This window comes from Mesorhizobium oxytropidicola (genome assembly GCF_056174625.1).
Genome location: NZ_CM149692.1, coordinates 3,390,460 through 3,413,131 on the forward strand (window position 1 = coordinate 3,390,460; position 22,672 = coordinate 3,413,131).

Sequence of the window (22,672 nt, forward strand, 5' to 3'; positions counted from 1 at the left end):
GATGGCTGACATCGTCTTTCGCAATGTGACCAAGCGCTACGGCAACACAGTCGCCGTCGACGACGCCTCGTTCACCGTCAACGACAACGAATTCTTCTGCTTCTTCGGGCCGCCTCTGTCGGGCAAGTCGACGATCCTGCGCCTGGTGCTCGGACTGGAGGCGCCGGACACCGGCGAAATCCTTATCGGCGGCAAGCCGGTCAACGCGGTGTCGCCGGCGGAGCGCAATGTGGCGATGGTGTTCCAGAACCTGGCGCTGTTCCCGCATATGAGTGCGCTCGACAATGTGCGCTTTCCGCTGGTCGAGCGCGGCGTTGCCGAACTCCAGATCAAAAAGCGCGTCGCCGATGTCGCCGCCAAGCTGCATATCGGCCACATCCTGCACAAGCCGCCGGCGCAGCTTTCGGGCGGCGAGCGCCAGCGTGTGGCGATCGCGCGTGCGCTGGTGCGCGACCCCAATGCCTATCTGATGGACGATCCGATCTCGGCGCTCGATGCGCGGCTGCGCGAGGAGACGCGTGTCGAGCTGAAGCGCATCCAGCGCGAGCTCGGCAAGACGCTGATCTACGTCACCCACGACCAGGAAGAGGCGATGTCGATCGCCGACCGCATCGCCATACTGGACAATGGCAGGATCAGGCAGATCGGCGCCCCGACCGAGATCTACGACCGCCCGACGAGCACCTATGTGGCACGGCTGCTCGGTTCGCCTGTCATGAACATCCTGAAATCCGCCCGGGGCGAGGGCGGCGTTGAGGCGGCCGAAGGCGCGATCCGGATTGCCGACAAGGCTGCTCCCGTTGATGCCGTCGAGATCGGGCTGAGGCCGGAGGATATCAAGGTCAGGCCGTGGGCGGATGGGGGCCAGGGCCGCCCGGCGCGGGTGTTCGAGGTCGAGCCGCTCGGCGGCTACACCGTGGTGACACTCGCCGCCGGGCAGGCGCGGCTGAAGGCGCTGTTGCGCGGCCAGCCTGACATCAGGCCTGACGCCATGGTGGCGATATCCTGCGAACCGGCCCGCGTGCATTATTTCGGGCAAAGCGGAGGCGCGTTGGCGAGATGATTGCGGCCGCGAGGACAGAGTTTCGGGAGGAAAGCATGACAGCCAAAGGCTTCGAGCCGGACGTGAAGGTCCGCACGAAAGAATACAGGATCGGCTGCGTCGGCGCCGGCATGATCATGGCCGAGTGCCATCTGGCCGCCTATCACGAAGCGGGCTTCCCCGTGGTAGCGATCGCCTCGCGCACGCCGGCGAATGCGCAAATGGTCGCCACGCGCTGGGGCATCCCGACGGTGCACGATACGCCGGAACAATTGATCGAGGACGAGACTGTCGAGATCATCGACCTTGCCTTTCCGCCCGACCTGCAGCCAGCGCTGATCCGCCATGCGCTGAAGCAGAAGCACATCAAGGCGATCCTGGCGCAGAAGCCTTTGGCGCTGTCGGTCGAGGAAGCCGTCAAGCTGCGCGACGAGGCGGCGAAGGCCGGCAAGATCCTCTCGGTCAACCAGAACATGCGCTACGACCAGTCGATGCGTGTGCTGAAGCAGATCATGGACAGCGGCGCGCTGGGCGACATTGTCTTCGCGCAGATCGACATGCATGCCATCCCGCACTGGCAGACGTTCCTCGAGGATTACGACCGGCTGACGCTCGCCAATATGAGCGTGCATCATCTCGATGTGCTGCGCTTCCTGTTTGGCGATCCCGACGAGATCACGACGCTGACGCGCAAGGACCCGCGCACCAAATTCGACCATCTGGACGGCATCACCGTGTCGACACTGCGCTTTCCGTCCGGCGTGCTTGCTGTATCGCTGGAGGATGTCTGGTCCGGCCCGCGCCAGGAAGGATACAAGGACGACCAGCACATCAACTGGCGTGTCGATGGTACCAAAGGCGTCGCCAAGGGCACGATCGGCTGGCCGACAGGTGCGGCCTCGACGCTGACCTATGCCTCGGCCGAGACGACAGGCGGTGAGTGGGTGAGCCCGAGCTGGGAGACGATGTGGTTTCCGCATGCCTTCATCGGGGTGATGGAGCAGCTGCAGCACGCGGTGAAAACCGGCACGCCGCCGGCGCTTTCCGTCGCCGACAACGTCAAGACCATGGCGCTGGTCGAGGCGGGCTACCGCTCGATGGCGTCGGGCCGCACGGTCAAGCTTTCCGAAATCGCTATCTGATCACCGCAACCGAAACACCAGACAACTGAATCGCTTACAGGGAGGAATTCACACCATGATGCAGGCAGGCATTTTCACGGGCTATTTCCCGTACGGCCTCGAAGAGACGGCGAAGAAGATCCGCGGTCTCGGTTTCAACACGGTGCAGCTCGACCTGCATTTTAGGGATGTCGACCTGTCGGCCGGGCAGATTACCAAGGACAAGGCGAAGAAGGTCCGCGACGTCTTCCGTGACCACAATCTGCCGGTCTGCTGCGTGTCGGGCTACACCAACATCATCCATCCCGACAAGGCCGAGCGCGACAAGCGCGTCGGCTATCTCAAGGAGATCATCCGCAACGCCCGCCATTTCGGCTCGCCTTACGTGATCTCGGAGACCGGCACCTACAACACCGAATCCGACTGGGTGCATCACCCCAAGAACAAGACCGAGGAAGGTTTTGAGGAATGCCGCAAGGTGATCGCTGACCTCGCGCAAACGGCCTATGACCACGGCGCGGTCTTCCTGCTCGAAACCTATGTCAACAACGTCGTCGGCTCGGTCGAGGAGACGGTGAAGATGTTCGCGCAGGTCGACCATCCCGGCCTTGGCCTGCTGATGGACCCGACCAATTATTTCGAGACGCACAACATCGACAAGATGGACCAGATCCTCAACCAGGTGTTCGACACGTTGACCGACAAAATCAAGATCGCTCACGCCAAGGACGTCAAACGCTCGGGCGACGACAAGTCGGAGAAGCACGCCGATATCGGCGACGCCGATGCGATGGAAAGCCACACCTTCCGCGGCGTTGGTGAGATCGAACTGCCGGCGCCGGGCCTCGGCTCGCTGAACTACGACCTCTATCTCAAGCGACTGGCTGAGAAGCATCCGAACATCCAGGTCATCATCGAGCATCTGTCGGAGGACGACGTGCCACGCGCCAAGACATTCCTCGACGGAAAGTTCCGTGCCAACGGCCTGTGAAGGCCGTTCGCGCCGCCGGTCGAAGGATGACAGTGCAGCGAATGAAGCAGTCGTGACATGGTAGAGCTTTACGGCAAGACGCTGTCGCGACGGCAAGTGGCGGAGCGGTCCGGCATGCTGTCGCAATTCGCCGGCGTGCGGCTGATGACGCTTGGCGACGGCATCGAGCGCGGCATCCGCATGCTGGAGTTCCGCACCGGCTCGGGCCTGCGCTTCACCGCGCTGGTCGACCGGGCGCTCGATATCTCGGACTGTGACTTCAAGGGCCAGGCGATCGGCTGGCATTCGCCGAGCGGCTTTCGCCATCCCGGCCTGCACGATTATGAGGGGGAGAGCGGTCTCGCCTGGGCACGCTCCTTTTCCGGCCTGCTCGTCACCTGCGGCCTCGACCACATATTGGGCCGCGAAGACGTGCCGGCAGAAAACTACAACTATCCAGGCAAGAAGACCGTCACCCATGCGCTGCACGGACGCGTCGGCACGATCCCGGCGCGGCTGACCGGCTATGGCGAGCGCTGGGATGGCGACCGCTGCGTGCTGTGGGCCGAGGGCATCGTCCAGCAGTCGGCGGTGTTCGGAGAGGATCTGCATCTCATCCGCCGCATCGAGGCCGATGTCGGCGGCAATGAGATCCGGCTGTCCGACCGTGTCGTCAATCACGGCTTCAACCGCACGCCGCATATGTATTTCTATCACGTCAATGTCAGCCATCCCTTGCTCGACGCGGGCTCGCGCTATCTGGCGCCGATCCGCGACGTGGTGTGGGCCGGCCATGCCGGCGAGCGCTACGAGGCACAGAAGGTCGGCTACCGCACGGCACCGGCGCCGCAAATGGGGTTCAGCGAGCAGGTCTGGCAGCATGAGATGGGCGCCGATGCAAAGGGCCAAGTGCCGGTGGCGGTGGTCAACGACCGGCTCGGCCTTGGCTTCGAAGTGGTGACGCGCAAGGACCAACTGCCTTGCGCCTATCAATGGCAGAATTTCCAGGCCGGGCAGTATGCGCTGGGCATAGAACCCTCGACCCATCATGTGCTCGGCGATCTCGCCGCGCGCGAACGCGGCGAGATGATCTGGCTGGAGCATGGCGAAGCCCGGTCCTACGATGCGGTGTTCCGGGTGCTCGACGGTGCTGGTGAGATTGCCGCGGCCGAAGGCAGGATCGCGGCCATCGCCCGCCAGCCCGAGCAGGACTATCCCAGGCCTTCCGGCACCTTTCCAAGACTGGCGGGCAGGGCATGAGTGACACATTTATCCAAGGCAAGCCCTCCGGCCGGCGAACCGGATTGCCAGCGGTGCATGACGATTGGAGGTCGATGTGACGACGATGGCAAAAAAGCGCGATTACAGCCTGGTCGGCGAAAGCACGCGGGCCGCGATCGAGACCGGACTTGCCTCGGCCCAGTGGTATCACACCGACGTGCCGCGCAAGGCGATGAAGGAGCTTATGCAGCGCTCGGACGGCCCGGCGATCCGCGACACCATCATCTGGCTCGCTGTCATCGTGGGTTCGGCCGCCGGCATCGTCTGGTTCTGGGGCACGTGGTGGGTGCTGCCGTTCCTGTTCGTCTATGGCGTGCTCTACGGCTCGTCAAGCGACTCGCGCTGGCATGAATGCGGCCACGGCACGGCCTTCCGCACGCGCTGGATGAACGATGTCGTCTACCACATCGCGTCCTTCATGCTGATGCGCAATCCCGTGCAATGGCGCTGGAGCCATGCCCGTCACCACACCGACACCATCATCGTCGGCCGCGACGCCGAGATCGCCGTCATGCGTCCGCCCGACCTGTTGAAGGCGGGACTGGCCTTCACCGGTATTCTCGATTTCCGCTATTCGCTGCCGACGCTGGTGCGCCAGGCCTTCGGCACGCTGTCGGACGAAGAGAAGAGCTACATCCCGGAGATGGAACAGCACAAGGCGATGGTCTTCGCCCGCTGGCACGTCGCCATCTATGTCGCGACGATCGCCCTTGCGATCGCGCTGGGGTCATGGATCCCGCTGGTGCTGATCGGCCTGCCGCGCCTCTACGGCACCTGGCACATGGTGACGACCGGCCTGCTGCAGCATATCGGGCTCGCCGACAATGTGATCGATCACCGGCTCAACACCCGTACCGTCTACATGAACCCGATCAGCCGGTTCATCTATTGGAACATGAACTACCATGTCGAACATCATATGTTTCCGATGGTGCCGTATCACGCGCTGCCCAGGCTGCACGAACTGATCAAGCATGACCTGCCCGAGCCGAACCCGTCAATGTGGCATGCCTATCGCGAGGTCTGGCCGGTGCTGCTGCGGCAGCTGAAATACGAGGATTTCTATCTCAAGCGCGAACTGCCGCCGACGGCCAGGCCCTATCGCGGCGAGTTCCACGAGGTCGATATGTCGGCGGCGGCTGAATAGCTGAGGAGACCGGGATGGCCGATTGGGTTGAAGCGTGCACGGTGGACGACGTCGAGGCAGAGGACGTCATCCGCTTCGATCATGGCGGCCGCACCTTCGCGGTCTACCGCTCGCCGGATGACGAGTTCTTCGCCACCGACGGCTATTGCACGCACGAGAAGGCGCATCTGGCCGACGGGCTGGTGATGGACGACATCATCGAATGTCCGAAACACAATGGCCGCTTCAACTACAAGACTGGCCAAGCCAAGGGCGCGCCGGTCTGCGTCAATCTCGCGACCTATCCGGTGAAGATCGAGGCCGGTAAGGTGATGATCCAGATTTGACGCGTGGAACTCGATCCAGCATCACAGAGGGGACGTTTTGATGAGCCGAAAGAGACCGACCGTCGCCGATCTGCGCGCGATGAAGGGCAAGCGCCAGCTGACCATGCTGCGCGTGCTCAACCTGGACGAGGCGGAGGCCGCCGAACGGGCAGGGGTCGACATAGTCTCAGTGCCGCCCGAACTTGTGCTCAACCCGCAGTACCGCGATGCGGCGCCCAGCCTTTTCACAATGCCGGGCGAAAACTTCTTCGAGATCGGCACGGCGGATGATTTCGTGCGCTGGGCCTTCCGGCTCTACAAGGCGAGCGCCGACGCGGTCTATTGCAGCGCCGGCTATGCCACGATCAAGCGTATGGCCGAAGACGCCATCCCCGTCATCGGCCATGTCGGCCTCATTCCGTCCCGCGCCACCTGGACCGGCGGCTTCAAGGCGGTCGGCAAGACCGCCGACACAGCCCTCCAGGTGTTCGAGGCGGTGAAGCAGCTGGAGGCCGCCGGCGCCATCGGCGCCGAGATCGAAGTGGTGCCGGTCGAGGTGGCCAAGGCGATCTCGGAACGCACCTCGCTGATCATGCTGTCGATGGGGGCGGGCACCGGCTGCGACGCGCAATATCTGTTCGCCGACGACATCCTTGGCCAGAACCGGGGCCACATGCCGCGCCACTCCAAGGTCTACCGCAATTTCGCCGCCGAGTATGACCGGCTGCAGGCGGAGCGGGTGGCGGCCTTCTCGGAATATGTCGCCGACGTCAACAGCGGCGCCTATCCCGAGGACAGGCACATCGTGCACATGGATCCGGCCGAGCTCAGCCTGTTCATGAAAAGGGTAGACGCAAAGAGCTGATTATTCGGCTTCTTTGCCGACTGTCGCAGTGCCTCGCCACGCTCCATTGGCAAGCATGGCGTGGAGCACCTCGGCGTCGGCCCCCAGCGGCCGGTCGTCCTTCAGCATCGATACATGCGCGCGCACCGCCGCATAGATCGCGCCGGTGCGTGGTGCGAGCGTCAACCCTTCACGCAGGTCGACGGCCTGGGCGGCGGCCATCAATTCAAAGGCGATCAGCCGTCGCCACAGCGCGATCATCCCGGCGCATTTCGAAACAGCGAGCAGCGACTGGGTCGCGTGGTCCTCGACGCCTTCCGAAACGGGCAGGAAGTCGAGCATCACCGGATTGGCCTTGTGGCGGATGGCGGCCAGAATTGATGTCGCCGTCTTCTGCAGCGGCACGAAACCGGCCGACGCGCCACCGATGGGCGACAGGTATTTGGTCAGGCCGTTGCGGCCCGAACCGGTGAGCTGGATGAAGCGGGCGACGCTCGCGGCGGCACATTGCGCGATCGCCAGGCTGAGTGTTTCGAAAGCCAGCGAGAGCGACGCCGTATGGAAATTGCCGGTCGACATCACCAGTTCGTCATCGCCCAGCACCAGCGGGTTGTCGGCGGCGGCGTTGAGTTCGATCTCGACGGCGCGTTTTGCCTGGCCGATCGCCTCGATCAGCGCGCCATGGATCGACGGCATGCAGCGGATCGACAACGGGTCTTGCAAGGTGGTGGGCGCCGGCATCTCGTCGCGGGCGAGAAGGTCGTGTAGGGCTTTCGCCGCCTCCTGCTGTCCGGCGGCCGGCCGCGCCATCTGCAGGCGCGGATCGAGGATGGTGCGGTTGGCGCCAAATCCTTCCATGGTCAGCGCGCCGGCCTGCTGCTGCTGGGCCAGCGCCGACAGCGTATCCGTTATCGCGAGGGCACCGCTGCCGGCGGAGACCGCCGAGGCGTTGATCAGCGACAGTCCATCTTTCGGCGCCAGGCTGATCGGGGCGAGGCGGGCCATCATCAGCGCCTTGGCCGCCGGCATGCGGCGGCCCTGGTACTCGGCTTCGCCTTCGCCAATCAGCAGGCGGGCAAGTGCTGTCATCAGCACGAGGTCGCCGGCGCCAATCGAGCCGAGCGACGGCATCACCGGATGGACGCCGGCATTGAGCGCATCGACCAGCGCGACGAACACGGCGGGCGACAGGCCGGAGCCGCCGGCCGACAGCATCGAGGCGCGGGCGACCATGGTGGCCCGCACGGTCTCGACCGGCAGGGTTTCGCCGACCGCGCCGCTGCGGCCCTCCAGCAACTGACGCTGGAAGGCGCTGGCGTCGCCTTCGACGGAGGTGCCAAGATTGGCGCCGAGCCCGGTGTTCAGGCCATAGATCTGCTGGCCGGAGGCGGCGGCTTGGTCGAGCACTTTTCGCGCCTTCTCCAGCCTGGCGATGATTTCGGGTCCGATCTCCACCTTGCGCGTTTCGCGGGCGACGGCGGCGACATCGCCAGTGCCGACACCGGCTCCGGTGAGGACGAGCGCGCTCATGCGAAACGCAGCCTCTGGCCGATACCCTTTTCCCCTGCCATGGCCAGCATCGCCGTGCCCAGCGCAATGTCGGAGAGCGACAGGCCGCGATGCCAGAACAGGATGGTCTCGTCGTCGCTCTGCCGTCCCGGCTTGAGGCCGGCGGCAATCTGGCCGAGTTCGGCATGCAGCGTCTCTTCGCTCAGCCGCCCGGTCTCGACATGCGCGCGCAGCGAGCCGAACTTGCCGCCCTTGCACTGGCCCCAGTCGTCGACGACCATCTTCTGCATGATGTCGGTCAGCGACAGCTCGACCGCGCTCATCGTGCCATAGGGCACGACCAGAGCGCCGGGCTTGATCCATTCGGTCTTGAGTAGCGGCTGCGGCTCCGGCAGCCGCGAGGCCTCGACGACGATGTCGGCGCCCTTGATGCAACTCTCCCAGTCGGCGACCGCCGTGACTGTCTTGCCGAGATCGGCGGAGAGTTTGGCGGCAAAGCCGTCACGGCTTTCCGGGCGGCGCGAATGGACGCGGATTTCGTCGAAATCGAAGAGATGGTCGAGCAGTCGCACGTTCCAGTAGGCGGTGCCGCGCGCGCCGATATGGGCGAGCACCTTGGAGTTCCTGCGCGCTAGGTGCTTGGCGCCGATGGCGGTGACGGCACCGGTGCGCATGTCGGTGATGACGGTGGCGTCGAGGATGGCGCGCGGCGTGCCGGTGCGCGGATCGAACAGGTTGAGGATACCGAATTCCGAGGGCAGGCCGTGCAGATAATTGTCGACATAGTCGCCGACGATCTTCACGCCCGCCGTGTCGAGCGGCGCCACGTAGCCGCGCAGCACGTTGAAATGGCCGTGGAAGGATGGGTCCGGTTCGAGGTGTACGCGCGGCTCGATTACCGTCTGGCCCTTGCCCTGGGCGACGAGGCCCGCCTCGACGGCGGCGATGATTTCGCCATCGGTCATATCTAGCGCTTCGATGTCGAGGGCATTGAGATAGTCGATATAAATGGGCTTCATTTTATGCGCGCACTTTCCTCGGTCGCCCCGTGCATCCCATAGCAGGCCACGACGCGACACGAAAGTTTGTTGCGCTGTGTCTGGACGCTGCCGGCTAAATGCTGTTCAAACCGGACCGACATGACTGCCATTCCCGACACCGAAGCCTTACCCGAAACGGCCACCAATGCGCGGCGCGTGGCGCTGATCGTGGCCATCGCCTTCTTCATGCAGCTGCTGGATTCGACGATCATCTCGACCTCGCTGCCGCAGATGGGCCAGTCCTTCGGCGTGCCGGCGGTGGCTATGAGCATCGGCATCACCGTCTACATGCTGACCATGGCGGTGTTCGTGCCGCTGTCGGGCTGGCTCGCCGACCGCTTTGGCGCGCGCAACATCTTTCTCGCGGCGATCGCGCTGTTCACGCTGGCCTCGCTCGCCTGCGGTTTCTCGGAAAACCTGACTGAATTCGTCGCCGCACGCGCCGTGCAGGGGCTGGGCAGCGCGCTGATGACGCCGGTCGGGCGTATTCTCGTCCTGCGCAACGCCTCGAAATCCGAGCTGCTTAACGCCACCGCACTGATCACCTGGCCGGCGCTGTTCGCGCCGGTGGTCGGGCCGGTGCTCGGCGGTTTCATCACCACCTACCTGTCCTGGCACTGGAATTTCTTCATCAACATCCCGCTTGGGCTGATCGGGCTGGCGCTGGTCGCCCGCTTCATCCCCGGCGACCGCGAGGCCGATCCCAAGCCGTTGGACTGGCCGGGATTTTTCCTGACCTCACTCGGGCTCGCTTGCCTGCTCTACGGCCTCGAGCGCATCGCACACCCGGAGGATGGCTTGCTGCAGACGGTGCTGCTGATCGCGGCAGGCATCGTCATCGGCTGGCTGGCGGTGCGGCATCTCCGGCGCGCGCCGCATCCGCTGCTCGACCTTTCCTCGTTCAAGGTGCTGACCTTCGCCATCTCGACGCTGGCCGCCGGCACCATCTTCCGGGTGGCGATCAACGCCACGCCGTTCCTGCTGCCGCTTTTGTTCCAGGTTGGCTTCGGCCTCTCGCCCGTCGATGCCGGCTTGATGATCCTGGCCTATTTCCTCGGCAATCTCGGCATGAAGACGGTGACGACGCCAACGCTGCGGCGTTTCGGTTTCCGCTCGGTGATGGTCGTCAACGGCATCATCGCCTCGGCCTCGATCATGGCTTGCGGGGCAATCTCGCCGCAGACGCCGCAGGCGCTGGTGGTGGCGCTGATGCTGATCGCCGGCCTGTCGCGCTCGATGCAGTTCACGGCGCTCAACACGCTGGCCTTCGCCGATATCGATGCGGCGCAGCGCAGTTCGGCGGCGACGCTGTCGTCGATGCTGCAGCAGGTGGCGATGCTGTTCGGCGTTGCCGTGGCTGCGGCGATCCTCAACCTGTCGCAGATAGTCAGGGCGCAGCCGGCGCTCGACCTCGTCGATTTTCGAATCGCCTTTTTCGTGATCGGCGCCATCGGGCTGGTGGCGGCGTTGCGTTTTCTGGTGCTGCCGGCCGGCGCCGGTGCCGAGGTTTCCGGCCACGCGCCGGGGAACTGAAAATCGGATTTTCTCGCCTGGTGCGGAGATAAATTCCGCCCTGTGCTTTCGTCTCGACGCGGCGCTTGCGCGGCTGGCGGCATTGGCGCAATCAATTGCCAAAAATGCAGGAGTTTCCGGGCATTGCGCCAGTTTTCGGCAATCGATGCGTCCACTCGGCGAATATTGGCACAAGGCCGCGTTCTGAACGCGGATTCATTTGACGAACCGGCGCCGAGCCGATTAGCTTTCTTTGAGGGATGGCAGCGCTGCCATCGGGGCAAATGCAGACATGAACGCGATTGGCTGGCTAAATCTCAGGAGCCTGAATCAGGAAGGCATTGTCTTTGCCATCGCGGTGGTGCTGTTCGTTGCCGCGGCCATAGGCCTGCCGGGCTTCATCGACCCCAACAACCTCGTCGCCATCGTCAGATCCGTGTCGGTGCTGGGCATATTGGCGCTCGGCATGGCGGTCGTCATCATCGGGCGCGGCATCGACCTGTCGGCTGTGGCGATCATGGCGATGTCGGTCGCCTGGTATCTGCAATTGCTCAACACCGGGACCTCGGACGGGCTGGCCTTCGCCTATGTGTTGGCCGGCGTGCTCGCCATCGGGCTACTCAATGGCTTTCTCGTCGCCTACGCCGACGTGCCGGCGATCTTCGTGACGCTGGCGACCGGCTCCTTCGTCTTCGGCTATGTGCGCTCGCAACTGATCACGCAGGATGCCGTGCCGGTGCCGCAGGGACATTGGGTCGAACTGCTCGGCGGCCTGCGCTTCCTCGACATTCCGATCGAGGTCTTCGTCTTCGCCGGGCTGGCTTTCCTGTTCTTCCTGTTCCTGCGCTACACCAAATGGGGGCGCTACATCTATTTCGCCGGCGACAATCCGGTCGCCGCCCGCAACATCGGCATTCCGGTGCGGCCGATGCTGGTGCTGCGCTATGTGCTTTCGGCCTTCGTGGCGCTGATCGCCGGCCTGCTGACGGCGGCCGGCCTGCACTCGATCAACACCCGCATCGTCAATTCGACGCTGCTCTACGACATCGTGCTGGTGGCGGTGATCGGCGGCATCGGCCTGTCGGGCGGCAGGGGTGGGGTGCGCAATGTGCTGGTGGGGGCGGCGCTGATCGGCATCCTGCTCAACGCCATGACCATCATCGACATTCCGCTGCTCTACCAGAACCTGATCAAGGCGGCGATCCTGCTCGGCGCCATCATCGTCGACGGCATCATCAATCCGCGCGACGAACAGACCGCGCAGCAGGGCGACATTTAGAGCAGATGGGCTAGCCCATCTGCTCGGGGTACCCGGCGCGATCGCGACGATCGGCCGGCAATGAAAACCGAACCAGAGGACGTGACATGAGACTGATCAAGACACTTATGGCCGCCGCGACGGCGCTCGCGGTTACCGCCTTCGTGGCGCCGACCTTCGCCGCTGACGATCCGGGCCCGGCGGCCTATGCGCAGGCGCTCAAGGGCAAGCGCGTCATGCTGGTGCCGCTGGCGATGGGCTTCGACCTGGCGCAGGGCTGGGCGCATTACCTGAAGAAGGAAGTCGACGCCTGGGGCGGCACCTTCGAGAACTCGCGACCCGAACTGGGTCGTCGATGCCGGCGCTCAGGCGATCACCGATGCGATCTCCTCGGACACCAGGCCCGACGTGCTGATCATCCACGCGCCGGACCTCAACTCCTATTCCAAGCTGATGAAGAAGGCGCAGGCCGCCGGCACCTATGTGTTGCTGGTCGACAACCCGGCCAACTTCCCGGCCGACGCCTTTGTCGGCAGCGACTGGGACCGGCTTGGCCAGCTCGAGGCCGAAGCGGCGATCAAGGGTTGCGGCGAAAACTCGTCGAAGAAGATCGGACTGGTGCAGGGCGACCAGGCGAATTCTTCCAGCCTCTACCAATATGCCGGCATCATGAAGGTGCTGGACAAGCATCCCGACTTCAAGGTCGTGGCCAAGCCCGACTCCAACTGGGATGCGACGACCTCGCGCAATGTGACGACGACGATGCTGCAGCAGAATCCGGACATCTGCTCGATCATCGACTTCTGGGATGGTGACGCCACCGGCGCATCGGCCGCGATCCGTGACGCCAAGCTCGACGGCAAGGTGTTCCTGGTCACCACCGGCGGCGGTGAGAAGGCGGCCGATTGCGACAAGCTGCAGGACGGCACCTATGGCGCCGTGGTGATGACCGATCTCGCTCGCCAGTCGGGCGACATGAACGCCATCATCAAGTTCCTGCTGCAGAGCGGCCAGCCAGCCGGCACCTCGCACACCTACATCTACACGCTGGAGAAGGCGACGACCAAGGCCGACCTCAAGCCCGATACTTGCTGGGACCTGAAGGCGCTGCAGGCTGAAGCAGCGGCGAAGTAAGCCGATCCTCGCCAATCGATATCAACGAGGTGGCCCGATTACCCGGCCACCTCTTTCTCTTGCAATAGTGACCTGATGTCCTTTCGCGAACGCCTCCAGTCCTGGCGCTACAATCTCGTGCCCGACCACCTGGTGGGCGAGATCCTGACCAAGCGCTGGACCGACAACGCCATTCCGTTCCTGGCGCTGGTGGCGACGCTCAGCGTGTTCGGCTCGATCATTCCGGGCTTCTTCAAGCTGAACGCGCTGCAGGAATCGACCCGCCAGCTCGGCGAATTCTCGATGGTCGTCACCGGCATGACGGTGGTGATGCTGGGCGGTGGCATCGATCTGTCGGTCGGCTCGATCTTCGCGCTGTCCTGCTTTTCCGCCGTCTACGTCTTCTTCATTCTCGAACAGTCGATCTGGCTGGCGCTGGCGGCCTCGCTCGCCACCGGGCTGATCTTCGGCGCCATCAACGGCTACCTCGTCGGGTACCTGCGCCTGCGCGCCTTTCTCACCACGCTGGTCACCTTCATCTTCGGACGGGCGCTGTTCGATATCCTGGTCACCACCTATGCCGCCGACGTGCAGCTTTCGACCGCCACATCGGATGTGCTCGACTTCATCGGCGACAGCACCTTCTGGGGGCTGTCCGTCTCGGTGTGGCTGGCGATCATCCTCGCCATCGTCACCCATATCGCGCTGACGCGTTCGCGGCCGGGATGGCATGTGCTGGCGGTCGGAGGCTCCCGGCGCTCGGCGCACAATGCCGGCATCCGCGTGCGCCGCACCGTGTTCATGACCTATGTCTTCTCCGGCTTCTGCGCCTCGATCGGCGGCTTCCTCATCGCATGCCGGCTGAGCGGGGCGGGGCCGGGCACCGGCCTCAACCTCGAAATCATGGCGCTGACGGCGGCGGTGGTCGGCGGCGTCAGCCTGGGCGGCGGCCGCGGTTCGGTGATCAAGGGGCTGATGGGCGCCATCATCGTGCTGACCATGACCAACGGGCTGATCCGGCTGGGCTACGGCACCGGCACCAACCAGATGGTGCTCGGCATCATGCTGGCGGTGGCGGTGACCATCGACATCCGCTGGCTGAAGAACCGTCACAAGGTGCTGAACGAAATCTATGTCGCGCCGGTCTATCTCAAAATGGGCGAGACACAGTCGGCGGTGCCGGGCTCCGGCACACCCTATGAACTCGACAACCGGCTGTCGGCGGCGGACCATATCGGGCTCGGCGAGCTGGAAGGGCCGGAAGACGTCATCCTCGACCGCGACGACCATCTCTATTGCGGCACCCGCCATGGCGAGATCGTCCGCTTCTTCGCGCCGGATTACGTCAAGTCGGAAGTCTTTGCCCATATTGGCGGCTTCCCGCTGGGGCTCGCCTTCGACAAATCGGGCAATCTGATCAGCTGCGTCGGCGCCATGGGGCTCTATTCCGTCTCGCCGCAGCGGGAAGTAAAGCGCCTGTCGGCCGAGACATCGCGCTCCTGGACGTCGATCGTCGACGATGCGCGGCTGCGCGATCCCAATGACTGCGATATCGCACCCGACGGCCGCATCTATTTCACCGACTCCACCAAGCGCTATGACGCCCACGACTGGGCGCTGGACTCGATCGAGAACCGCGCCACCGGCCGGCTGCTGGTCTATGACCCCAGGGATGGCTCGACGAAGACGCTGCTCGACGGCTACCGCTACACCAACGGCGTGTGCATGGCGCATGACGGCAAGTCGCTGTTCTTTGCCGAAAGCTGGGCCTGCCGCGTGCACCGCTACTGGCTGGAAGGGCCGAAGGCTGGCACCGCCGAATGCGTCATCCGCGACATGCCGGGCTATCCCGACAACATCAACCGCGCTTCGGACGGCAATTACTGGATGGCGTGGCTCGGCATGCGCACGCCGAGCTTCAACCTGTCGCTGCGCCATCCCGACATGCGCAAGCGCATGACGCGCCGGCTGCCGCAGGACGAATGGCTGTTCCCCAACATCAACACCGGCGGCGTGGTGAAATTTACCGAGAAGGGCGGCATCGTCGAGGCGATGGGCGACCTCACCGGTGGTGCGCATCCGATGGTCACCTCGATGCGCGAGCACAAAGGATATCTGTTCGTCGGCGGCATCCTCAACAACCGCATCGGCCGCTACAAGATCGCTGGCGCCGACCCGAACTGGACCAGCCCGGCTTCCTATTGGGGAGCGAAATCATGATCCTCGATCCGATCCTGGACATGTTTCGCGGCAAGGCGGTGACCATCCCGCCGCTCGACGGCGCCTTCCGGCCCAATACGCGGCTCGATGATGCGCCGGCATTTGTGGAGCTGATCGAGCCGGATAATCTGGTTGTTTCAGGGAACGAGTTGCTCGTCTCCAGTGGCAGCGCCGTCTATTCGCTTGCCGCCGGAGCCGAGCCCAAGATTGTCGAGACCTTTCCGTCTCTGATCACGGCACTGGCGTTGTCGCCGTCGGGCGAGCTGACGGTTGGGCTGGAAAGCGGCAAGCTGCTGATATCAGGCAAGGAGGTTTCGCTGCCGGCTGATATCAGCTGCATCACCGCGCTCACCTATGCGGAAGACGGCACGCTGTGGCTGGCCAACGGGTCTGCCGAGCATACGCCGTCGCAATGGGCGGCCGATCTGATGAAGAAGGGCGTCTCTGGTTCGCTTTGGAAACGGGACGCGACCGCCGGCGAGTTCCGCAAAATGGCCGGCGATCTGGCTTTTCCCTATGGGCTCCATCCCGTCGGCAGGGATGTGCTCGTCAGCGAAAGCTGGCGCCACCAGCTCATCCGTTTCGACGGCACGACAGGCAGCCGTTCGACGGTGCTGACGCATCTGCCCGGCTATCCCGCGCGGCTTGCACCGGCTGGCGATGGCGGGGCGTGGCTGGCGCTGTTTGCACCGCGCAACCGGCTGATCGAGTTCGTTCTGCAGGAAACGCACTACCGGCAGGACATGATCGACCAGGTGCCGCCGGCCTATTGGATCGCGCCGGCGCTGGCCTCCAACCGCAGCTTCCTCGAGCCGCTGCAATGCGGCGGCATCCGCACCATGGGCATCCACAAGCCATGGTCGCCGAGCCGGTCCTACGGATTGGTGGTCAGGCTCGACGCAAAGATGCAGCCACAGTTCAGCCTGCACAGCCGCGCCAACGGCACGCGCCACGGCATCTGCAGCGTGGCGGAAAAGGACGACCGGTTGTTCATCGCCTCCAGGGGCGGCGACTGTGTGCTGGCCGTCGATACGGGAGGTTTTTGATGGAACCGATCGTTCGACTGGAAAACGTCATCAAAAACTATCGTGGCGTGCCCGCGGTGAAGAATGTCAGCTTCGAATTGCGCAAGGGCGAGATCCACGCGCTGCTCGGCGAGAATGGCGCCGGAAAGTCGACGCTGACCAAGATCATCGCCGGCGTCGTCGACGCCACGTCGGGCAAGATGTTCCACAAGGGCCGGGAGATCGCTTACGCGTCGCCGCATGCGGCGCTCGAAGCCGGCATTGCCATGGTGTTCCAGGAAACCAGCCTGGTGCCATCGATGACGGTGGCGCAGAACCTCTATCTCGGTACTGAAAAATTCCTCAACCGGCTGCGCGGCACGTATATTTCAGCACAGCAATTCCTGCAGTCGCTGAATTTCCCGGTCGATCCCAACGCGATGGTGGCGACGCTGGGTGCGGCCAAGCGGCAGATGGTCGAGATCGCGCGCGCGGTGCACCACAATGCCGAGATCATCATCTTCGATGAGCCGACGGCGACACTGACGCCGGAGGAAAAGCGCCACTTCTTCGCGCTGATCCGCCGGCTGAAGGCCAGCGGCGTGTCGATCGTCTTCATCAGCCATGCGCTGGAAGAGGCGCTTGCCATTGCCGACCGCATCACCATTTTGCGCGATGGCGAACTGGTGATCACCGACGACACATCGGCCTTCGACCGCGACAAGATCGTCGCCGCCATGGTCGGGCGCACACTGTCGGGCAGATCTATCGCCAGCGCGATGAAGCCAAGCTGCGCAAGGCCGGCAAGAAGGTGCTGTCGGTGCAGGACATTTCGATGAGCAATGTCGTGCGCAACAATTCCTTCTCGATCTTCGAGGGCCAGATCACCGGTGTGTTCGGGCTGATCGGCTCCGGCCGCACCGAGACGTTCAAGATCGTGTCGGGCATCTACAAGCGCGACTTTTTGCGCGGTGGCGCGATCGAGCTGGACGACAAGCCGGTGCGCTATCTCGTGCCGAGCGAAGCGGTGGCCGACGGCATCGTCTACGTCACCGAGGACCGCAAGAGCGAAGGCATTTTCGAGACGATGGGTATTGCCGAGAACCTGTTTGGCGGGCTCTTGGCAGCCGGCCGCGAAAAGGCTTGGGTGATCAACCAGCAGGAGATGCGCGCGCTGTCAGCCGAATGGACGAAGACGCTGAACATCAAGGCGATCAACGACAATGCCCGCGTCGTCGAGCTCTCCGGCGGCAATCAGCAGAAAGTGGTGATCGGCAAGGGGCTGGTGCAGCAGCCGCGCATCGTCATCTTCGACGAGCCAACGCGCGGCGTCGATGTCGGCGCCATCGCCGAAATCCACCACATCATCAACCGGCTGGCCGACGAGGGATTGGCCGTCGTCGTCATCTCGTCCTATCTGCCGGAGATCATGAACCTGTCGGACCGGATTTTGGTGTGCCGGCAGGGCCGCATTGTTGAAGAGTTTTCGCCGGCGGAGGCGACGGAGGAGAAGATCATGTACGCGGCGGTGCATTAGGGTTCTGGCTGGTGTGTGCGTCGAAAGTTGGCGGAGTCGTCTCTCCCTTCGTCATCCACGGGCGGAGCAAGGAGCGCAGCGACGCGGCGCAGACCCGAGGATCCATGCCGGGACTCGGATGCGCCGCCACGGTGCAGAATTCTGCCTCGCTGCATTCCTTGGCCAAGGTCACGGAATGGATTCTAGGGTCTGCGCCGCGTCGCTTCGCTCCTTGCTCCGCCCTAGAATGACGAAGCTGAGGTGCTTCGGCCAACCTCCGCGGTCGCGTGCTTTCCCGCGCTAAAAAACTGAATCGGACAAACCGATTAGCCATCTTTGCTCGTGACCTGATTCAACGACCTGATCACTGATCCAACAAAGGAAAAACGCCATGGCCACCACAAGACTCCTCAGCGATGCCGAGGTCGAAAAAATCCCGGCGGTGAAGGCCGTGTTCGACGATATCAAGGCAACGCGAAAATCCGATTTCGTCAACAATTTCTGGCGTGGGCTGGCCAATGATCCGGCGTCGCTGGAGCGGGTGTGGGAGCAGCTCAAGGCGGTGATGGTTGCCGATAGCGCCATCGATCCGCTGACCAAGGAGATGATCTACATCGCGGTGTCGACAGCCAATGGCTGTTCCTACTGTGTCCACTCGCATACGGCCGCCGCCCGGGCCAAGGGCATGACCGACGCGCAGCATGGCGAGCTGGTGTCGATCATCGGGCTGGCCGGCCAGACCAACCATCTGGTGACGGCGATGCAGATTCCTGTCGATCCGCAATTCGAGGTGAAGTGAGCCCAACGTCCTGCCGCGTGTCACAGGATTGTGAGCGCGGCCGATGCGCCGACTAACGACAGCAAGTATCTGAAATATCTTGTATTTCCGCGCTGCGGCGATCTTGGCTGATACCCTTCGCCGGCTGCTGCCCGCAATTGCACAATTTATCCCGGCGGCTGTTAAGGAAGTGACATGGAACGTCACTAAGGAAGCCCCCATGCGATGCCGCTCGCCTGGGGGCGCGGCTCGCATGGTGGAGCCTGCATGAAAATCGTTCAGATCACAGACACCCATTTCAGCCCGACCAAGCCGCACTTCAACGGCAATTGGGCGCCGCTGGCCGCCTGGATCGAGCAGAGCGGCGCCGACCTTGTCATTCACACCGGCGATCTCAGCGTCGATGGTGCCGACAAGGATGACGACATCGCCTTCTGCATGGATCTGATGCGGGAAATCTCCGCGCCGATGCTGCTGGTGCCCGGCAATCACGATGTCGGCCATCTCCCGGGTTCGCTGCAGCCGGTCAATGCCGGACGCCTCGAGCGCTGGCGTCGGTTGGTTGGCGCTGACTACTGGATGGAGGATGCGGGAAGCTGGCGCCTCATCGGGCTCGACAGCCTGCTGATGGGGTTTGACGATGCCGAGGACGAGGCGCAGTTCGACTGGCTGCGGACCGTGCTGGAAAGCCGCGGCGGCCGGCGCGTCGCGCTCTTCGCCCACAAGCCGCTGTTTATCGATGAACCCGGTGAGGGCGATACCGGCTACTGGAGCGTCAGACCGGTGCAGCGCCAGCGCCTCTACGATCTGATCGCCGCCCACGACGTTGCGCTGTTCGCAAGCGGCCACCTGCACCGGGCATGGCAAGGCAAATACCAAAACACATCGCTGGTCTGGGGCCCGTCAGCGGCTTTCGTGGTCGGCGAGATGGAGCGCGACATGCCGGGCGAGCGGCTGCTTGGCGCCGTAGTCCATCAATTCGGCGACACGGTCGCCAGCGAGATCGTCGCCATCTCCGGCATGATGGCCTACGTCCTCGATGATATGGTGGCCGAGGTTTATCCACACGAGGCGCACAAGGTTCGAAAGCGGGTCGCGTCATGAGCGCGCTGTCGCTTCGCGGCCTGAAGAAATCCTTCGGCGGCAACGCCATTCTGAATGGCGTGAGCCTCGATGTGGAAGCCGGCGAGTTCATCGCGCTCGTCGGCCCTTCCGGATGCGGCAAGAGCACCTTGCTGCGTATCCTGGCCGGGCTCGACCATGCCGACAGCGGCGACATCTTCGTCGGCGGCAGGGACATGTCGCCGGTTGCCGCGGCCGATCGCAACATCGCCATGGTGTTCCAGTCCTACGCGCTCTACCCGCATCTGACGGCCGGCCAGAACATCGCCGTGCCGCTTGCCATGAAGCGGCTGAGCCGGTCGCAACGCCTGCCGCTGGTTGGCTCCTTGCTGCCCGGCCAGAGGGAGATCCGCACCGGCATTACGCGCGATGTCCGCGAGATGGCGGGTCTGCTCAAGATCGACCATCTGCTCGACCGCAAGCCGGGGCAGATGTCTGGCGGCCAGCGCCAGCGTGTGGCGCTGGCCCGCGCCATGGTGCGCCACCCCAGCATCTTCCTCATGGACGAGCCGCTCTCCAACCTCGATGCCAATCTGCGCGTCCATGCCCGCGGCGAGATCGTCGAGCTGCATCGCCGCGCCGGCGTGCCGACACTTTATGTGACGCATGACCAGGCCGAGGCACTGTCGATGGCCGACCGCGTGGCGGTGATGATCGGCGGCAATCTGCTGCAGCTCGCCGCGCCCGAGGTGATCTACAACGATCCCGCCCATATCGAGGTGGCGCGTTTCGTCGGCCAGCCGCGGATCAACATCATTCCGGCGCAGGCCGAGAACGGCCGTGTCGGCTTCGAAGGCATCCGGCTGGCCCTGCTGGAGAAAGTGGCGAACGGCCCGGTCAGCCTCGGCATCCGGCCGGAATTCGTCAAACTGTCCGCCAGCGGGCGGAGCGGCCTTGCCGGGCGGATCGAACGGCTCGAATTCCTCGGCTCGGAAGTCATTGCGCATTGCCGCCTCGACGCCTCCGGCGACAGCGTCATCGCCAAGCTTGTGCCGCATGAAGCAAGAGACCTGATTGCGGGAATGAAGGTGGGGATCCTTCTGGCGCAGGAGCAGGCGATGGTCTTCGGGCCGGAGGGAAAGCGGCTGCGCATCGCGGCGGGCGCGCGGCAGGAGCCGGCCTATGTCTAGCGTCGCGCTGGCGGGCAATGTCCCGAGCGCCGCAGCACTTCGTGCGCGCAGCGAAGACCGCACCGCCTGGCTGCTGGCGGCGCCGGCCATCGTGCTGTTGCTGCTGTTCGTGCTGTTGCCGGTGGCTGCCGTCATCTTCCTCGGCTTCACCGATTTCGAGCTCGGCTACGGCAAGTTTCGCTTCGTCGGCTTCGAGAATTATGCGCATCTCCTGAACGACCGCACCTTCCGCCGATCGCTGTGGAACACATCAGTCTATACGGCGATCGTCGCGCCGGTCTCGATCGCGCTTGGCCTCGGGGTTGCGCTGCTGATCGAAGGCGAGGGGCGGGCGCGCGGTTTTTTCCGCACCGTCTATTTCCTGCCCGTCGCTTCGCTGATCGTCGCCATGGCGACCGTCTGGCAATACATCTTCCACCCGACGATCGGGCCGCTCAACGCGCTGCTTTCGCTCGCCGGCATTCCCGGCCCGAACTGGCTCGGCGCGTCGAACACCGTGCTCTACAGCCTGTCGATCATCGGCATCTGGCAGTCGGTCGGCTTCAACATGGTGCTGTTCCTGGCGGGGCTGACGGGGATCCCGCGCGAGCTCTATGCCGCCGCGCATGTCGACGGCGCGAAATCGGCGCTCGACCGATTCTTCCTGGTCACCTGGCCGATGCTCGGACCGACGACGCTGTTCGTCGTCACCATCAGCATCACCAATGCGGTGAAGGTTTTCGAAACGGTGAAGATGCTGACCGATGGCGGCCCCAACAAGGCGTCCGAAGTGCTGCTTTTCACCATCTACCAGGAGGGCTTCGTCTATCTGCGCGTCGGCTACGCCTCGGCGATGACGGTCGTCTTCCTGGCGATCCTGGTGGTGCTGATGCTCCTGCAATACCGCGTGCTCGACCGGCGGGTGCACTACACATGAGCAGCATCCAGCCCGGCCGCATCATCCGCTTCGCGCTGCTTTCGCTCGGCGCGCTGATGATCCTTGCGCCCTACATCTTCATGATCTCGACGGCGGGCAAGACGCAGAGCGACATCTTCACCTCGTCGCTGTCGCTTATACCGCAGCATTTCTACTTCGCCGAGAATTTCGCCAAGGCGTTTGCCAAGGTGCCGATGGCGACGCTGCTGTGGAACGGCGTCGTCGTCTGCGGCCTGATCTTCTTCTTCCAGGTCGTGGTCGCCATCCCTTGCGCCTATGCGATGGCCAAGCTGAAATTCCGCGCCGCGCGGCTGATGATGGTGCTGGTCATGCTCGGCCTGCTGGTGCCGATCCATGCGACGGCGCTGCCGCTCTATGTCGCCTTCGACCGGATGTCGCTCTTGAACAGCTACACCTCGCTGGTCGCGCCGTTCACCATATCGGTGTTCGCGATCTTCATGTTCCTGCAGTTCTTCCGCGCCATGCCCGACGACCTTCTGTACGCAGCACGGCTCGACGGCATGTCGGAACTCGGCATCATCGCCCGCGTCATCGTGCCCAATGCGTGGCCGGCGGTCACCGCCTTCGCGATCTTTTCCGTCGTCGCGCACTGGAACGACCTCTACTGGCCGCTGATCGTCGTCAGCAAGCAGGCCTACGCCACGCCGCCGCTCGGCCTGATGTATTTCCGGGCCGCCGAAGCGGGCGACGACTACGGCGCGCTGATGGCCGCCACGCTGATCATCACCCTTCCTCTCGTCGCCGCCTTTCTGCTCGCGCAGAAGCGCTTCGTCGAGGGCATCACCATGACCGGTCTCAAAGGCTGACCGGACCAACAAGGAGC

The 22,672-nt window shown here is 63.9% G+C and carries 19 protein-coding genes and 1 pseudogene; 18 read left to right on the top strand and 2 right to left on the bottom strand.

Going from position 1 to position 22,672, the window contains the following annotated elements:
- Position 1 precedes the first annotated feature (1 nt).
- From AC0V8S_RS16990 to AC0V8S_RS17020, 7 genes are all read left to right on the top strand, one after another.
- Positions 2–1,063, top strand: coding sequence for an ABC transporter ATP-binding protein (locus tag AC0V8S_RS16990; protein ID WP_475438444.1), 1,062 nt, complete (start codon positions 2–4; stop codon positions 1,061–1,063).
- A 35-nt stretch (positions 1,064–1,098) separates the two neighbouring features.
- Entirely contained in the window at positions 1,099–2,184 is a 1,086-nt protein-coding gene (locus AC0V8S_RS16995; protein ID WP_475438445.1) for a Gfo/Idh/MocA family protein, read from the top strand.
- Between the two features lie 55 nt (positions 2,185–2,239).
- Positions 2,240–3,154 (top strand): sugar phosphate isomerase/epimerase family protein, encoded by a 915-nt coding sequence (locus AC0V8S_RS17000; protein ID WP_475438446.1) that lies wholly within the window; start codon positions 2,240–2,242, stop codon positions 3,152–3,154.
- 57 nt (positions 3,155–3,211) lie between these two features.
- Entirely contained in the window at positions 3,212–4,393 is a 1,182-nt protein-coding gene (locus AC0V8S_RS17005) for an aldose 1-epimerase family protein (RefSeq protein WP_475438447.1), read from the top strand.
- Positions 4,394–4,478: 85 nt separating this feature from the next.
- Positions 4,479–5,561 (top strand): fatty acid desaturase family protein, encoded by a 1,083-nt coding sequence (locus AC0V8S_RS17010; RefSeq protein ID WP_475438641.1) that lies wholly within the window; start codon positions 4,479–4,481, stop codon positions 5,559–5,561.
- 14 nt (positions 5,562–5,575) lie between these two features.
- The gene (locus AC0V8S_RS17015; protein WP_183461036.1) at positions 5,576–5,887 is read left to right on the top strand and encodes a MocE family 2Fe-2S type ferredoxin; all 312 of its coding nucleotides are present in this window, start codon (positions 5,576–5,578) and stop codon (positions 5,885–5,887) included.
- Between the two features lie 40 nt (positions 5,888–5,927).
- A complete protein-coding gene (locus tag AC0V8S_RS17020; RefSeq protein ID WP_475438448.1) occupies positions 5,928–6,731 on the top strand; it encodes a 3-methyl-2-oxobutanoate hydroxymethyltransferase in 804 nt (267 codons plus the stop codon).
- On the opposite strand, the gene AC0V8S_RS17025 is transcribed toward AC0V8S_RS17020, so the two are convergent.
- Positions 6,732–8,240, bottom strand: a complete 1,509-nt coding sequence (locus tag AC0V8S_RS17025; protein WP_475438449.1) for an HAL/PAL/TAL family ammonia-lyase — start codon at positions 8,238–8,240, stop codon at positions 6,732–6,734.
- Positions 8,237–9,238: an ornithine cyclodeaminase family protein gene (locus AC0V8S_RS17030; protein WP_475438450.1), complete on the bottom strand. Its 1,002-nt coding sequence runs from the start codon at positions 9,236–9,238 to the stop codon at positions 8,237–8,239. The genes AC0V8S_RS17025 and AC0V8S_RS17030 overlap by 4 nt, the downstream gene beginning before the upstream one ends.
- 120 nt (positions 9,239–9,358) lie before the next feature.
- Here AC0V8S_RS17030 and AC0V8S_RS17035 point away from each other — a divergent pair, with 120 nt between their 5' ends.
- From AC0V8S_RS17035 to AC0V8S_RS17085, 11 genes and pseudogenes are all read left to right on the top strand, one after another.
- Complete coding sequence (locus AC0V8S_RS17035; RefSeq protein WP_475438451.1) at positions 9,359–10,792, top strand: DHA2 family efflux MFS transporter permease subunit; 1,434 nt, start codon at positions 9,359–9,361, stop codon at positions 10,790–10,792.
- Between the two features lie 271 nt (positions 10,793–11,063).
- The gene (locus AC0V8S_RS17040; RefSeq protein ID WP_475438452.1) at positions 11,064–12,050 is read left to right on the top strand and encodes an ABC transporter permease; all 987 of its coding nucleotides are present in this window, start codon (positions 11,064–11,066) and stop codon (positions 12,048–12,050) included.
- A 387-nt stretch (positions 12,051–12,437) separates the two neighbouring features.
- Positions 12,438–13,163, top strand: coding sequence for a sugar ABC transporter substrate-binding protein (locus tag AC0V8S_RS17045; protein WP_475438453.1), 726 nt, complete (start codon positions 12,438–12,440; stop codon positions 13,161–13,163).
- A gap of 75 nt (positions 13,164–13,238) precedes the next feature.
- Positions 13,239–15,362: an ABC transporter permease gene (locus AC0V8S_RS17050; protein WP_475438454.1), complete on the top strand. Its 2,124-nt coding sequence runs from the start codon at positions 13,239–13,241 to the stop codon at positions 15,360–15,362.
- Positions 15,359–16,408: a hypothetical protein gene (locus AC0V8S_RS17055; protein WP_475438455.1), complete on the top strand. Its 1,050-nt coding sequence runs from the start codon at positions 15,359–15,361 to the stop codon at positions 16,406–16,408. Before AC0V8S_RS17050 ends, AC0V8S_RS17055 begins: the two co-directional genes overlap by 4 nt.
- Positions 16,408–17,903, top strand: a pseudogene (locus tag AC0V8S_RS17060) (sugar ABC transporter ATP-binding protein). Before AC0V8S_RS17055 ends, AC0V8S_RS17060 begins: the two are co-directional and overlap by 1 nt.
- A 370-nt stretch (positions 17,904–18,273) precedes the next feature.
- On the top strand, positions 18,274–18,681 hold the full coding sequence (locus tag AC0V8S_RS17065; protein ID WP_475438456.1) for a carboxymuconolactone decarboxylase family protein: 408 nt from the start codon (positions 18,274–18,276) through the stop codon (positions 18,679–18,681).
- Positions 18,682–18,927: 246 nt separating this feature from the next.
- On the top strand, positions 18,928–19,764 hold the full coding sequence (locus AC0V8S_RS17070; RefSeq protein WP_475438457.1) for a metallophosphoesterase family protein: 837 nt from the start codon (positions 18,928–18,930) through the stop codon (positions 19,762–19,764).
- Positions 19,761–20,912 carry an ABC transporter ATP-binding protein gene (locus tag AC0V8S_RS17075; RefSeq protein WP_475438458.1) on the top strand — a complete coding sequence of 384 codons (1,152 nt, stop codon included), beginning with the start codon at positions 19,761–19,763 and terminating at the stop codon, positions 20,910–20,912. The genes AC0V8S_RS17070 and AC0V8S_RS17075 overlap by 4 nt, the downstream gene beginning before the upstream one ends.
- Positions 20,905–21,828 carry a carbohydrate ABC transporter permease gene (locus AC0V8S_RS17080; RefSeq protein ID WP_475438459.1) on the top strand — a complete coding sequence of 308 codons (924 nt, stop codon included), beginning with the start codon at positions 20,905–20,907 and terminating at the stop codon, positions 21,826–21,828. Before AC0V8S_RS17075 ends, AC0V8S_RS17080 begins: the two co-directional genes overlap by 8 nt.
- On the top strand, positions 21,825–22,655 hold the full coding sequence (locus AC0V8S_RS17085) for a carbohydrate ABC transporter permease (RefSeq protein WP_475438460.1): 831 nt from the start codon (positions 21,825–21,827) through the stop codon (positions 22,653–22,655). The genes AC0V8S_RS17080 and AC0V8S_RS17085 overlap by 4 nt, the downstream gene beginning before the upstream one ends.
- Positions 22,656–22,672: the final 17 nt, after the last annotated feature.